General features: G+C 60.2%; 12 protein-coding genes and 2 pseudogenes. 7 read left to right on the plus strand and 7 right to left on the minus strand.

All coding sequences use genetic code 11. The features are described 5' to 3' along the window. Nucleotides 1–33: 33 nt before the first annotated feature. Together M3I54_RS00910 and M3I54_RS00915 are read left to right on the plus strand one after the other, a co-directional pair. Nucleotides 34–519 carry a hypothetical protein gene (locus M3I54_RS00910; protein WP_254332252.1) on the plus strand — a complete coding sequence of 162 codons (486 nt, stop codon included), beginning with the start codon at nt 34–36 and terminating at the stop codon, nt 517–519. A gap of 487 nt (nt 520–1,006) precedes the next feature. Beyond that, nucleotides 1,007–1,279 (plus strand): hypothetical protein, encoded by a 273-nt coding sequence (locus M3I54_RS00915; protein WP_254332254.1) that lies wholly within the window; start codon nt 1,007–1,009, stop codon nt 1,277–1,279. Nucleotides 1,280–1,568: 289 nt separating this feature from the next. Here M3I54_RS00915 and M3I54_RS00920 read toward each other — a convergent pair whose 3' ends face one another. The 5 genes and pseudogenes from M3I54_RS00920 to M3I54_RS45290 form a co-directional block, all read right to left on the minus strand. Further along, a complete protein-coding gene (locus M3I54_RS00920; RefSeq protein ID WP_254332256.1) occupies nt 1,569–2,810 on the minus strand; it encodes a CdaR family transcriptional regulator in 1,242 nt (413 codons plus the stop codon). Between the two features lie 74 nt (nt 2,811–2,884). After that, on the minus strand, nt 2,885–4,432 hold the full coding sequence (locus M3I54_RS00925; RefSeq protein WP_375542076.1) for a PAS domain-containing protein: 1,548 nt from the start codon (nt 4,430–4,432) through the stop codon (nt 2,885–2,887). Beyond that, nucleotides 4,426–4,878 (minus strand): response regulator, encoded by a 453-nt coding sequence (locus tag M3I54_RS00930; protein ID WP_254332328.1) that lies wholly within the window; start codon nt 4,876–4,878, stop codon nt 4,426–4,428. Before M3I54_RS00930 ends, M3I54_RS00925 begins: the two co-directional genes overlap by 7 nt. A 31-nt stretch (nt 4,879–4,909) precedes the next feature. Beyond that, a complete protein-coding gene (locus tag M3I54_RS00935; RefSeq protein ID WP_375542077.1) occupies nt 4,910–6,016 on the minus strand; it encodes a PAS domain S-box protein in 1,107 nt (368 codons plus the stop codon). Continuing rightward, nucleotides 5,999–6,718: pseudogene (locus tag M3I54_RS45290) on the minus strand (PAS domain-containing protein); the annotation flags it as partial. The gene M3I54_RS00935 and the pseudogene M3I54_RS45290, both read right to left, overlap by 18 nt. Nucleotides 6,719–7,122: 404 nt before the next feature. Between M3I54_RS45290 and M3I54_RS00945 the strand changes: the two are divergent. Then, nucleotides 7,123–7,512 carry a response regulator transcription factor gene (locus M3I54_RS00945; RefSeq protein ID WP_254332260.1) on the plus strand — a complete coding sequence of 130 codons (390 nt, stop codon included), beginning with the start codon at nt 7,123–7,125 and terminating at the stop codon, nt 7,510–7,512. A 63-nt stretch (nt 7,513–7,575) separates the two neighbouring features. Here M3I54_RS00945 and M3I54_RS00950 read toward each other — a convergent pair whose 3' ends face one another. Then, the gene (locus M3I54_RS00950) at nt 7,576–8,193 is read right to left on the minus strand and encodes a response regulator transcription factor (RefSeq protein WP_254332262.1); all 618 of its coding nucleotides are present in this window, start codon (nt 8,191–8,193) and stop codon (nt 7,576–7,578) included. A gap of 585 nt (nt 8,194–8,778) precedes the next feature. Here M3I54_RS00950 and M3I54_RS44735 point away from each other — a divergent pair. The 4 genes and pseudogenes from M3I54_RS44735 to M3I54_RS00965 all read left to right on the plus strand — a co-directional run bounded on the left by M3I54_RS44735 (nt 8,779) and on the right by M3I54_RS00965 (nt 12,797). Further along, nucleotides 8,779–8,907 carry a hypothetical protein gene (locus M3I54_RS44735; protein ID WP_302058777.1) on the plus strand — a complete coding sequence of 43 codons (129 nt, stop codon included), beginning with the start codon at nt 8,779–8,781 and terminating at the stop codon, nt 8,905–8,907. Between the two features lie 7 nt (nt 8,908–8,914). Next, a pseudogene (locus tag M3I54_RS00955) lies at nt 8,915–9,319 on the plus strand (hypothetical protein); the annotation flags it as partial. A gap of 289 nt (nt 9,320–9,608) precedes the next feature. After that, nucleotides 9,609–11,300, plus strand: a complete 1,692-nt coding sequence (gene aspT / locus M3I54_RS00960) for an aspartate-alanine antiporter (RefSeq protein WP_254332264.1) — start codon at nt 9,609–9,611, stop codon at nt 11,298–11,300. Nucleotides 11,301–11,417: 117 nt separating this feature from the next. Further along, nucleotides 11,418–12,797, plus strand: coding sequence for a glutamate decarboxylase (locus M3I54_RS00965; RefSeq protein ID WP_254332266.1), 1,380 nt, complete (start codon nt 11,418–11,420; stop codon nt 12,795–12,797). A gap of 93 nt (nt 12,798–12,890) precedes the next feature. On the opposite strand, the gene M3I54_RS00970 is transcribed toward M3I54_RS00965, so the two are convergent. After that, entirely contained in the window at nt 12,891–14,315 is a 1,425-nt protein-coding gene (locus M3I54_RS00970; protein WP_254332268.1) for an MdtP family multidrug efflux transporter outer membrane subunit, read from the minus strand. Between the last annotated feature and the right edge of the window lie 46 nt (nt 14,316–14,361).

Consider the following 14,361-nt stretch of genomic DNA (forward strand, 5'->3'; position numbering starts at 1 on the left):
AGCGCGCGTGATACACGTCAGGGAGAAAAGGAAATGACTCATCCCGATAGGGAAATTGAACGTTCTCTGGCGGTTCTCGTTGGCCTCGAAATAAGCGGCGTTAGCCATGCTGCGGATATGCTCACATTGAGTTTCGGACCGCTGAGAACGGTCACTACTCGCAGAGGCACTACAAAACAAGTTGGCGCGTGGGCGCTACATGTCCAATGCAGGTGGACTATTGAGCGCGCAGATCACGTTCTCGCTACACACAGTGATTTTGGTGGTTCAGATGACCAGATAAATCAGATGACTGAAGAGATCCGCGCGTTAGTGGTCGCGTCTGTTCCCGCAACGGTGGCCGATGTGCAGGCGGGTGAGTCTGGCGGTGTATCGCTTGTGTTGTCGAAAGGCTTGCAGATCGTCATCACGCCAGACAGCATTGCGGATGGGGAGGATTGGCGATTTTTCACTCCCAGCGGCGACGGTGAGCATCTCGTAATAGTTGGCGATACGGTCATTCGGGAATCGCTCTCGTGACCGGTCGCGGCGTGGCGTTCCGCATACCTTGCCACGGAGACTCGCTTATGAAACTTTCTCATTGTCGTGGACACCAAACCGACGTTTGAATGACTGCTTTGTAGAACGCCGACCGACTGCTTCGGGTCGAAAGTGTGAGTTCGCTGATGCAGGAGGTTGCCATTCGGCAGCCATGCGTTAAATGGTAAGCGCGCCGGACGAGCGCCGTTTTGGCGAGTGCTTCGATCATCCGGTGGGTTGCCGCAAATCGCGGCTTCAATTGCATACAGTTCGCCGATCCGGCGCGACGCGACGATCAGAGGACTAGACGGACCTGAGCGCACTCGTCGAAGGCTCTACCACGAACACTCGACGATTCCTGTACGGCGATCGAGGCAATATGTGATTCACCCTCGACATCGACAACCAGTAGATAGCCGAGGCGTACCGCGACCTGCCCGACGACCGGGCTGTATTGGACGTGTGCGACTGGCTGACAGCGGAGCAGGTGGACAGGCTCGCCTGCCCGGATGCTAATACCCATCCTCTCCAGGCGGAGCGCTGGAAGCAGGAGGGGCAGCTCTTTTCTGTCCGGCATGGACAAGGCGAATACTTTCCGTCCTACGGGCTCGATCCTGACCGGCAGTACCGACCGTTAGCTACCCTTGCCAGGGTCCTGCGTGTGTTTGATGAGACGAAAGATGGCTGGCGGCTCGCATTCTGGTTCGCGTCGGTCAACAGTTGGCTCGACGGAAGACGCCCGATTCATTTTGCGGTCTGACATGTTTCCAGACCGGATGACACCGGTGCCGCAAGTTCATGCATTGATGTCGCTCCCGGTAAACGCCGCACCCACCTTACCGCGTCCGTCAAGCAGAGGAACAGCGTGAATGCGTAAACAGGGTCATCCACGAAACGGCGTTGACCTCCTTATGAGTGCATTTGTCGACCCGTTGATGCCCTGCAAAGTCCACGCTGGCTTCCACCAGCGCATCGGCTCGCAATTCGAATTAAACTTTCGTATCACGAGCGCCAACCCACGACTTGACGGCAACCTGTGAGCCGAGGATTCACGTCGTCGCCCGGCGTAACTTCAGAGCGATATCGAGCTTCTCAATCCAGCCGACGTCATCCAGGCTCGCCCCAAGCAGCGCTTCAATGCGTTCCATCCTGTAGTTCAATGTGTTTGGATGAATGCCAAGTGCGGCCGCTGACTGGCCGCGCCGCTGCCCCTGTTCGAAATAGGTCCGCAGCGTCGCCACCAGTTCGGGTTCATTGGCTAGCTGTTCGAGCAGGGAGACGAGGTAGCGCCGCGCATTCGATGCGTGACGCGCGCTTTCTTCAATGAGGATACTCGAATACATTGCGACCTGCGACTGACCCTGGCTTTTGGGTGTGAAGTCCAATGCCCTGATCGCTTCGTCGACCGTGGCCGCCCAACCCGACGCGCCCTCGTTCATCAGGCCAACGCCGATACGACGAAGCTCCGGCACCGCAGCCGCCAGCGTACCGGCCCGTTCTGCCGTCAGGCGATCGATTCGGTTGATCGAATCGCCTCGCAGGCAGGGAGCCCACAGAATCAGCCGGCCACGATGCCACGCGCGCACCAGATCGCCTGGCGCGGCAGCGAGATGACGCGATGACGCCAGTGCGATGCGGTCGAGTTCCCGTTCACGTTCGTAGGACGTGTGATCGGGCAGTTCGATATCGATGGCGAGCGCCACCCGTGGCGCGGTGGAATCGAGACCCAGCGCTTCCGCGGTTTCCCGAAAGCCGTCGTGATCTTCCGGTGTATAAAAGACAATGTTGTAGAGCTGATGGCGCAACGCCTCGCGCCAACGCGCTTGCTGATACTGCTCCTCGAGATAGCTTTGCGCGATGCTCTGCGCCATGACGTCAAAAAAGTCGAAAAGATACGGCGAGATGACGAACAGCAATTCGTCGACGAGGCTTCCATCGTCCTCGCCCAGCGCAATGTAAGTGCGCCAGATCTCACGCGATCCGAGCCGGAAGGCCCGCAGCACGGATTGCAGCGGCACGCGCTGATGAACGCGTCGGCGGCCGAATTCCCGGAAGCGATCCATGTCTTCCGCCGAAGGGGAATCACCGGTCAGAAGCGACTGGAACCACAAACCGGCCGTCAAGTCGATCGACGCCGCAATGTCCTGCCTGACTGATGGCATCAGATTCTCGTAACCTTCTACGCTCATCAGCGTCGCATACATGCGCTCGTTCACGGCTGTCGGGTTCGCTGCAAGCAAAGCCGTGCGTTCGCGCAAGCTCGCGCTGATCGTCGGGATGCTGACTATCATGGGTGGATTCTTCCCCTGAAGATGGACCTGCAACTGGCAACGGCACGGATTTCGGCTATCGCGCAATATTCGCCTCAATTCGCCTCGATCGGCAGCGTGAAACGGAAGACTGTACCGTGCGGTTCACGAGGCGTTACCGATAGTTGTCCGCCGTGGGCTTCGACAATCGAGCGGCAAATGGAGAGTCCCATGCCCATTCCGTTGGGTTTGGTGGTGTAGAACGAGCGGAACAATTGGTCTGCGCTCGCAGGGGGCAGTCCAGAACCGGTGTCCCAGACCTCGACGATCACTTCGCTCGAATTACGCCGCTCAGTGACGATCGTCAGCTCGCGCAGCCTGTCACTCACCCCGCTCATGGCCTCCGAAGCGTTCATGACAAGATTGACGATCACCTGCTGCATCTTGACCCGATCCCCGCGCACAGGCGGCAGGTCTGCGGAAAGCCGTGTCTGCAAGCGCACGCTGCTCCTCTGCAACTCGGCGCTGATCAGGGCAAGCACTTCGACAATGGCCTCGTTGATATCGACCGGATCCTCGCGCGGCGGCGCCTGCTTGACGAGCGATCGCACGTGGCCAACGACCTCCACGACCCGGTTGCCTTGCTTGAGAATGTGATTCAGCGACTGCCGCGCCTCCTCCAGTTCCGGGGGCTGGGCATCCAGCCAGCGCAGTCCCGCCGTCGCGTGCATGACGACGGCGGACACGGGCTGCTTCACCTCGTGGGCGATCGAGGCCGCCATTTCGCCGAGCATCAAGACGCGGTTCAGGCGCGCCATATCGGCCTGGGTTTGCTGCAACGCGTCCGCCGCCCGCTCACGTGAATCGCGCTGCGCCTCTTCGGCCAGTTTTCGCTCCGTTGCGTCGATGATCCAGCCCACCATGCGATATGGCTGACCGGAACTATTCCACAGCGCCTGCCCGCGAGACTGAACCCATCGGTAGTCCCCCGAGATGGTGCGAATGCGATATTCGACGTCGTAGACGTTCTTGTGCTCCAGATGCGCCTTCAGGCACGCCGTCACTCGATCGACGTCGTCCGGATGGATAGCCTCCTGATGAACGCTCGCTTCATTGGGCGGATCGCTTTCCTCATAGCCCATGATTTCCTTGAAATGAGGCGAAAAGTACATCGCGCCCGTCTGCGGATTCCAGTCCCACAACCCCGCCGTCGCCCCGCTCACCGCGAGCTGAAAGCGCTCCTCGCTCGCCCTTAGCTCCACCGCGACGCGATGGCGTTCGATTGCGTAACGGATCGCGCGACTCAGTTCCGACGCGCGGATATCCTTCTTGAGGAGATAGTCCTGTGCGCCGTGCTGGATGGACAGCAGACCGACCGAAATATCGTCCAGCCCGGTGAGAACCAGCACCGGCATGTCGGGCGCCATCTGCTGGAATTTCCTGAAGGTGTCGAGCCCCCCATTTGCGTCTGGCAGCCCCAGGTCGAGGATCACCACGTCGAAATGCGCGATTCGCGCACGCGCGACACCCTCCGCCATGGACTCGGTGCGCACCACGTGGTACTTGAACTCCACCACGTCCTCGAGCACCCTGTCGATCAGCAGTGCGTCGGTCGCGCTGTCCTCGATCAGGAGGATACGGATTTCATGATCGATGTTCACGATTTAGCGGAAGGCAGCGTCACGACGCCAAGCCAGAAGTCGTTGATGCTGCGCACGACCTCAACGAACTTCTCGAAATCCACGGGCTTGGTGATGTAACAGTTGGCGTGCAGGCCATATGACTTCGCCACGTCCTCCTCGGCTTTGGAGGTAGTCAGCACGACGACCGGAATGTTTTTCAATTCGGGATCTGTCTTCAGTTCCTGAAGCACTTCCTGGCCGCTCTTTCGCGGAAGGTTGAGATCGAGGATGATCAGGCCGGGACGTGGCGCGGTCGCATGTTTTCCCTCGCGTTTGAGGAACTCGATCGCTTCCACGCCGTCCTCCGCAATGTGTAGCGGATTGAGCACCTTGTAATAATCCAGCGCCTCACGCGTCATCATGACGTCCGTGGGGCTATCCTCCACCATCAGGATATGAAACATCTGCTCGCTGTTTCCGGAAAGCATCATAGTTGTCTCCTCACTTTCGTGGACGGATTCATATCGCGTTCTTGATGCCCAGCGTGAAAAAGAATGTCGCGCCTTCCTGCTCAACAGATTCGACCCAGATCTGGCCGCCGTGCTGTTCGACGATTCGCTTGCACAGCGCGAGGCCAATCCCGGTGCCTGGATAATCTGCGCGCGTGTGCAGGCGCTGAAAGACCAGAAAAATCCGCTCGTAATATTGCGGATCGATACCGATCCCGTTGTCCTTGACCCAGAATAGCCAGCCCTCGCCCTCGCGCCTCGCACCCACGTCGATCCGGACAGGACGCGCCTTGTCGCGGAACTTGATGGCGTTTCCGACGAGATTCTGGAACAGAAGCGCGAGGTGCGTCGGAATAGCCACCAGGGTGGGCAACGCTTCCCGCCTCACCTCGGCGCCGCTTTCCTCCATCATGACGCTCAGGCTCTTGAGCGCCTGATCGAGTATCTGTGCGCAGTCAGTCAACTGGCGCGCGTCGTCGGAGCGGCCGACCCGCGAATAGGCGAGCAGATCATTGATGAGCGCCTGCATCCGGGTCGCGCCATCCACCGCGTGTGCAATGAACTCATCGGCACGGCCATCCAGTTGCCCCTTGTATCGCATCTGCAACATCTGCAAGGGGCCGGCAACTGCCCGCAGTGGTTCCTGGAGATCGTGAGAAGCCAGGTAGGCAAATTGTTCGAGGTCCTTGTTCGAGCGGGCCAATTCGTCGGTTTTTCTCAGCAGTTCCTCTTGCGCGTGCTTGCGCGACGTGATGTCGACCACGGCCGCGAGCACGAATTTCCCTTCGTCGGTCGACAGCGGATTCAGGCCGATCTCGACTGGAAATTCCGAGCCGTCTTTGCGCAGCCCGTAGAGGTCACGCCCGGCCCCCATAGGGCGGCTCGTCAGATTATTGAAGAACGAAACGCGATACTCCGGGTGGCGCCCACGGAAACGTTCCGGGACGAGTGCTTCGATGCTCTGCCCGATCAACTCATTGCGCGGATAGCCGAAGAGCTTCTCCGTCTGTGCGTTCACGAGAACGATCCGGCCGTCCTGGTCCACCATCACCATGGCGTTAGGCGCCGCTTCCACCACCTGCCGGAAGCGCTCCTCGAGACGTCTGCGCTCGGTAATGTCGACGACGGCGGCAAGGACGAACATACCTTCGTCGGTGGAGACGGGATTGAGGCCTATTTCGACGGGAAACTCCGAGCCGTCCCTGCGCCGCGCGAAAAGATCCCGGCCCGCTCCCATCGGACGGGTCTTCAGGTCGCTGTAGAACGCGTCACGGTACTCCGGGTGGCGGGAGCGGAAACGTTCGGGAACGAGTACCTCGATGCTCTGGCCAACCAGTTCATCGCGGGGATAGCCGAATAGTTTTTCAGTCTGCGCATTCACGAGGACGATCCGGCCATCGCGGTCCAGCATGACCATTGCGTTGGGCGCCGCTTCCACGACCTGCCGGAAGCGTTCCTCCTGCCTCCTGCGCCCGGTAATGTCAACGACGGCTGCCAGCACAAACGTGCCTTCGTCGGTTGAGACCGGATTGAGTCCAATCTCGACGGGGAATTCGGAGCCGTCTTTGCGCATTGCGTAGAGGTCGCGGCCGGTCCCCATCGGGCGGCTCTTCAGGTCAGTGTAGTAGGCGCTCCGGAAATCCGGGTGACCGGACCGGAAGCGCTCGGGCACGAGCGCTTCGATACCTCGCGTCATCAATTCCGCACGCGCATATCCGAACAGCTTCTCCGCCTGCGCATTCACGAGAACGATTCTGCCGGCACGGTCCACCATCACCATGGCGTTTGGAGCCGCCTCCACGACTTGCCGAAAGAGCTCGTTAGTCAGGCCGCTCAGTTCCTTGCGTTGCTCCATCTGACCTCCTTGCAGGAATTCTCGTTCTCAAGTTTGGAGCGTAAAGCCGGCGGCCGACCGCCCTGGACCGGTCCACCCGATCGTCAGGTCGACTTTGCGAGCCGACGCCTTGCTGTTTCCGTGTAGTTCTCGTTTCGCGACAGGGCACGCTTTTTATACTAGCAAACGCGTCGCCGCCGTGACGAGCGGCAAAGCCCGGCGCACGAGCGACCACCGCAGAGAAGTATCTGGAAAATGCCTGGCACTCCGTTACGTGTGCTACATACATTCGTATTATTCCTGTTCCGGCGTGCGCGTACTATTCTTCGCAATGCGCTGCCGATATCATCCGCCCACCTTTCCCTTTTTCGACGATCGGGGTCTTTCTCGTGGATACGTCTGAGGTTGTTACGATCGTTGACGACGATGAGGCAGTCCGTATCGCGACTGCGAACCTTGTGCGTTCGTTGGGCTGGAACGTACGCACCTTTGCATCTGCCGAAGCGTTCCTCGAATCCGGACACGTCGAAGACACCTCCTGCCTGATTTCCGACGTACGAATGCCCGGCATGTCCGGCGTCGCGCTGCATACCCGGCTTCGTGGCCAGGGGAATGCACCACCCACCATTTTCATCACCGCCTTTCCAACGCCTGACCTGCACGCCGAAGTCATCGAGAACGGCGCACTGGTCCTGCTCGAAAAGCCCGTTGCCGCCGATGACGTGGTGCGCTGGCTCAGCCTCGCGATGAGGCAGCCGCCGCCGCAGGGCAATCCGTAACCCCCGAACGGTGCGTCCTGCCCAGCACGATGGCGCCGGAACGTCCTGAACACGGCAACGCGATCAGGAGGGTCCGTCCACTTGTGGCTTGAGGCCAAGTGCTTCCGCCTTTCTGACGAGATCCGGAACGGAGTGCGCAGCCAGTTTTCTCATCGCGTGCCCTCGGTGAATCTTCACGGTGACTTCGCTTAGTTTCATCTGCGCGGCAATCTGCTTGTTCATCAGGCCCGAGATGACATAACGAACGACCTCCTGTTCGCGTACGGTCAACGAAGCATAGGAAGCGCGCAGCGCGGCAAGCGCCTGTTCGGCCTGCACGCGCTCGCCGTCGCGCGCCAGGGCGTCGGTCACGGCATCGAGAATCTCCTGGTCCCGAAACGGCTTGGCGAGAAAATCGAACGCACCGGCCTTCATGGCTCTGACTGACATCGCAACGTCGGCGTATCCGGTCATGAACACTATCGGCATCCGGATTTCGCTTTTCGCAAGCTCCTTCTGAAATGCAAGACCCGTTTCACCCTGCAGCCTGACATCGAGAATCAGGCAACTCGGCACGCACTGCTTCGGAAACGCGAGAAACTCTCGGCAGGCTGAGAAAGTCTCCACATGCAATCCCGCAGAGCGCAAGAGTGCCTTGAGTGCGATTCGTACCGCTTCATCATCGTCGATCACGTACACCATCGACGGCGGACCATCGGACGCGCCTTTTGTCGAAGTCAAGCCAGATCCTGAACTCAACGGCTTCTCCTTGTTTCAGGTCTTTCGTGCGGTCCTCTGGGCCGATCGGTCAGGCCCCATTCTCAATGCGGCCAAATCGAGCCTCGTGGCTTAACCAGCTTTTTAAAAGCTTGCACAGGCGAACCGAATGACGCCCCACGAATAGCGACGAATAAACAATACCGCAGCGCCTGCCCGGCGACAAACGTGCAAGTGATTGCCGGATTAGGGCGTTAGTCTGAGACGACTATATCTTCGTATAGCCAACGTGAGTGGCACGCAGTCACTCTCTTCGTCGAAAGACTCCGCGCTCCCTGACGACCTGCGACGCCCCGCTCCCGCCGGCACTCTTGCAGCACCCCGGTGCGGACGAACCAGGCATACCCCTGTATGAACCGCTCACGCGAATGAAGAACCACGCCACCCGTTCGTACGATGGTTTTTCTCGCCTTGCACGCGTACCTTTGGTGTCATCGACGGCAAGCAATCCAGCTTCCACCGCCGCGCATTCGATGACCCATGATATCCGGTCACCATTAGGAGTCCAATATGTTCATCACGCTACATACATGGATTTTCGTGGGCAGCAACGCGTATGTCGAGTACACGTTCGTCCCGTGGCTCAACCGGAGCGTCTATCGCAGAACCGTCGATCTAAGCGTGATCTGTGTTCAGTAGGTCAGCCATGCGCGCCATCCGATTTTTGAGCGATCAGGAAATCTTTGACCGCTCCGTCAATCACCTGCTTTCGCAACGCCGCACCGGGGTTCTCGCAAACGGAGGCGCTGCGTACCGCGGTCCATGCGGCGGGTGTCCTGTTGGCAGCTTCATCCGGCCGTCCGACTACCGATCCGCGATGGAGGGCGTTCCGGTACGCTACCTGCCCGGGTCCGGCATCGACTGGCCCCGTTACATGGACGGCGGCGTCGCCGCATTGTGCAAGGCATTGTTGCATGCCGGGATCAATATTTACGACAAACGCACGGTCGCACTGCTGATCTGTCTGCAAAACGTTCACGACATCTACGGCGTCTGGGAGTGGGCGGACAGGCTGTTATCGATCGCGCGTGAGTACGGTCTGAGCGGCGAATTCATTCTTTCGGTTCGCGAAGAGCATCCACCTCATACGCGCCCAACGCGCGCCCGCGATTCCCCACGCCAGCGTTCGAAGGCACTGCCTCCTCGCGAACTGCCAATGTAATCGCGAGGCGCCCACGATCCTCACGTGGCATCTGATGCGGGAAGCGGCACTCATGACGTCCCCATGGAGCCGCCGCAATCGAAGTGAGCGCAGACATGTTCTTGATCTTTTATTTAGGAATGCAACGTTGTTTTCTTTTCATTGACTTCTTGAAGTACATGTTACGGAGGATCACAAAATGAACTGGCTGGTATTAACACTGCGCAGCCATCCTGAGATCGCGATCTTTATGTCGCTGGGGATCGGATATTGGGTGGGGGGAAAGAGCTATCGGGGCTTCAGTCTCGGCGCCGTCACCTCGACACTGCTTGCGGCCATCGCTATCGGGCAGCTGGGAATTCCCATCTCCGCTAACGTCAAGTCGATATTCTTTCTGATGTTCCTGTTCGCCGTCGGTTACGGAGTCGGCCCGCAGTTCGTCAGAGGCATCGCCAAGGACGGCATTCCTCAGGCGCTCTTCTCGGTTGTCCAGTGCGTCCTGTGTCTTGCCGCCCCCATTGCCGCCGCTAAAATCGCGGGTTATGGCGTCGGCTCCGCTGCCGGTCTTCTCGCGGGCTCCCAGACCATTTCGGCGTCAATGGGCCTCGCGACGGACGCAATCGGCCGACTCGGACTGCCCGCCTCGCAAACGAAGGCGTTGCTCGACGCAATGCCGACCGCCTATGCCGTCAGCTATATATTCGGCACGGTCGGCTCCGCCATCATCCTCGCCCAACTCGGCCCGAAGCTCCTGCGCATCGATCTCGTCAAGGCGTGCAAGGAATACGAAGCCAGCCTCGGCGGCACACAGCAGCTCATTACCGCGGGCAGCGCGTGGCACCAATACGAACTGCGCGCATTTCGCATTTCGGGCGAGAGTCCTTTCGTCGGTCTGACCGTCCGCCAAGTCGAAGCGCTGGAGGCCGAGGGCGTGCGGCTGTTCATCGAACGCATCCGACGCGGCAGCGCAATCGAGGAAGCCAGGCTCGACTATGTCCTGACAACGGGCGACGTCGTGGCCGTCGCCGGGCGCCGCGACCAGCTCGTGTCCACACTGGGCACGAACGGGGCCGAGATCGACGACGCCGAACTCCTCGCGGTTCCCGCCGAGGGAGTCGATGTCTATGTCTCCGCAAAGGACGTCGACGGCCAGACGCTCCAGCAGTTGTCCACGCTTCCCGCGGCGCGCGGCGTCTTCATTCGCAAGATCAAGCGCGGCCCAACCGAAACGCCAATCCCCGTGCTTCCGAGCACGCAGCTTCACCGCGGCGACACGATCACACTCGTCGGCCGAACCCAGGACACGACTGCAGCCGCCAAGGCACTGGGCACGCTCGACCGGGCGACCAATGCGGCGGATGTTGCCTTCGTCGGGCTGGCGATCACGATCGGTGCGCTCGTTGGCGCGATCACTATCAATATCGGAGCCGTTCCGTTGACACTCTCCACGGCGGGCGGCGCGTTGATCGCCGGCATCGTGTTCGGTTGGCTGCGCGCCATCCACCCGACATTCGGACGTGTGCCCGAACCGACGATCTGGTTCATGAACTCAGTAGGACTGAATGTGTTCATTGCCGTGGTGGGAATTACGGCTGGGCCCGGTTTCGTCCTCGGCCTGAAGCAACTGGGCGTGAGCCTCTTTTTGTGGGGCATCTTCGCGACCGCGGTCCCGCTGATTCTAGGCATGCTGATCGCGAAGTACGTGTTCAGGTTCCATCCCGCAATCGTGCTGGGTTGCTGTGCCGGAGCCCGTACGACAACGGCGGCCTTGGGGATGATTTGCGACGCCGCGAAAAGCCAGGTTCCAGGGCTTGGCTACACCGTCACGTACGCGGTCGGCAATACCCTGCTGACGATCTGGGGCATGGTCGTCATCATGATACTCAAGTAGCGCTCGCTGCCCCTCACTCATTGAATGAAGCGCGGCGTGTCGTGTCACGCCGTCCCAGCTTGCATCACCCGGCAAACCCATTTTGCCGAAGGCATGTTCAACCCCAGGAGATAGTCAATGGCTACGCCAATTGCTGCAGTGTCGTCGTATGAAGAGTTCAATATCGACGTGCCGGAAAACGAGTTCCCCCAACACGGCATCGCTGCGCGGGCAGCAGAAGCACTCGTCCTGAGTCAGGAATGGACAGACACGAACCCGATGCTGAACATGTCATCGTTCGTCACGACCTTTGCCGAGCCTGAGGCCGTCGAGATCGCCAGGCGAAACATGTTCAAGAACTATATCGACCACGATATGTATCCGCAGCTTTTCGCCATGGAAACCCGGATGGTGAGATGGCTGCACCAACTCTGGAATGGACCCGATGGCGTCGAACCTTACGGCACCGCGACGGTCGGTTCATCGGAAGCATGCATGCTCGCCGGTCTCGCCCACAAGTGGAACTGGCGCCAGACGCGGGAACGGGATGGCAAAGACGCCACACGCCCCAATATGGTGACGGGAGGCAACGTCCAGATTGTCTGGAAGAAGTTCCTGCGCTATTTCGACGTGGAACCGCGGATCGTTCCGCTCAAGCCAGGTAACTATCGGCTAACGGCGGACGAACTGGAGAAGTACGTAGACGAAAATACGATCGCCGTCGTCGCCATTGCCGGACAGACCTTCACCGGCGAGGACGACGACATCCAGGGGATTCACGACTGGCTCGACGCTTATGAACAAAGGACAGGCATTTCGATTCCCATGCACATCGACGGCGCGTCCGGAGGCTTCGTCAATCCGTTCCTGTATCCCGACTACCGCTGGGACTTCCGGCTGCCGCGCGTCCAGTCGATCAACGCATCGGGGCACAAGTACGGGCTCACGCCCCCGGGACTGGGTTGGGTGATCTTCCGCGAACGGAGTGTGTTCAATGAAGACCTCGTGTTCTACGTCAACTACCTGGGCGGCGAAATGCCGACAGCCACGCTGAACTTCAGCCGCAACGCCTTTCAGATCGCCGTTCAGTACTATCAGTTCCTGCGCCTGGGTTTCGACGGATATCAGCGAATCATGCGCCAAACGTTGGACAACGCCATTGCCTTGCGTCAGACACTCGTCGACAGCGGCTATTTCAACATCATGAACGAGCAGCAGCGCATTCCTGTGGTGGCCGTCACGCTCGACAAGAGCGTCACGAAGTTCAACGAATTCGATGTATCGAACAAGGTCCGTGAAAAGGGCTGGGTGCTTTCCGCGTATTCGATGCCGCCCAACGCCGAGGAGGTCAAGAGCCTGCGTGTGGTGGTCCGGCCGCACATCAATCACAATGTGGCCCAGATGCTCGCGCGTGACATCGTCAATGCGTGCAAGTACCTCGAGACACACGGGGGCAGCGCAATCGCACCGAAGCTGCACCAGCACCTGCCGGAGAACAGGTCGCCAGCCAAGTGCTGATGGGCCGGGCCAGTTGTCCGCCTCTCACTGATCGTTTGATGTTTGGCGCCCCGGGCTCTTTTTCCTCGGGGCGCATTGCACTGAAGCCTGGCTTCAACGAGGCTTCAGTTCGACGGGCGCTTCGGCGCGATAGCCGCCGCCGAGCGCCTTCGTCAGCGCGACTTCCTGACTCAGCATCTGCCCGTTCAGCGCGAGCAGTGCAACCTCCTCGCCAATCACCGGCTGGCGCGCTTCGAGCGCCGCGAGCTGGCTGGTCAGCCCTCGCTGCCAGGACGCTTCGACACTGTCTCTCGTGAACGTCACCGATTCGATGCGCTGCTTTTGCAATTCGGTTTCGGCGTCGAGTGCCTGTAAGCGGCTGCCCGTCTGCGCGACGTCGCGAACCGCATTGAGCACGGCCTGGTTGTACTGCTCGATCAGCAAGTTGCTCCCCTCGCGCGCGCCGCTCAAATTCGCATTGAGCGTGCCGCCATCGAAGATCGGCAGGTACAGTCCCGGAACCAGGTTGATCTGCCGGCTTGCGTGCGTGAAGAGATCGGCAAGATGCAGGGCGTTGTAGCCGAGAAATGCCTTGATGTCGAAACTCGGATAGAAAGCGGCCTTCGCCGAGTCGATTCGATCGAAGGACGACTGCACATACCACCGCATCGCCTGTAAATCGGGGCGCCGGGCGAGAAGCTCATAGGAAAGCGTCGCCGGCAACGCGGCCTGCGAGGCCGGCAGTGCCACGGGCCTGATCTCCGGCAAGCCGTCGGGTCCCGCGCCCGCCAGCGCCCGCAGCGATTCCCGAAACTGCTTGATCTGCGCCTGCGTGGATACGATCTGCCGTTCGATGGCCAACTGCTGCGCGCGGGCCTCTTCGAACCGCGTGCGGGGCTCGAGGCCGCGCGCCGCGCGCGCCTCGTGTGCCTGCACCGCAAACTGCGCGATGTCGCGTGACTGGCTCAACAGATCGACAAGCTGGTAATTCGTCTGGATACCAAAATAAATCTGCGCGACATCGGCCGAAATTTCGAGCTCGACCGCCGACGTCTCCGCGAGCCTCGCGTTCGTCACGCCAATCGAAGCGGCAATCTGCGCGCGCTGCTTGCCCCAGATGTCGACGTTCAGGCTCGCGCCCAGTCCGACGACGCCCTCGGTGTACCACGGGCCCGTGAGACCCAACGCGGGCTCGTTCTGCGCGAACGGCCCAAGAAAACCGTTGGCCGAAACATGCTCGCGATCGAGTAAGGCAAGCGCGCTGACCTGCAGGCTCGATCCCGTCCTGACGAGATCCACGTCGGACTTTGCCTGCGCCACGCGAGTTCGCGCGATCACCATCGTCGGGGCATTGGCGAGCGCCTGGTCGATTAGCGCGTCGAGCTGTTCGTCGCCGTATCGCGTCCACCAACGGGCGGCAGGCCAGCCGTCGCGCGCGAGATGGATATCGTTTGCGAGATTGATCTGCGCGGGGGCGATCTCGGTGTAAGGCGGGCTGTCATGACGGATCAGCGCGCAGCCCGGCAGCACGGACGCCATCCACGCGATGCACAGGCAGCTTCGATGCCACGGCACGCCTCGCCGA

The organism is Paraburkholderia sp. CNPSo 3274 (genome assembly GCF_024206475.1).
In the GTDB taxonomy this organism is placed as follows: Bacteria; Pseudomonadota; Gammaproteobacteria; order Burkholderiales; family Burkholderiaceae; genus Paraburkholderia.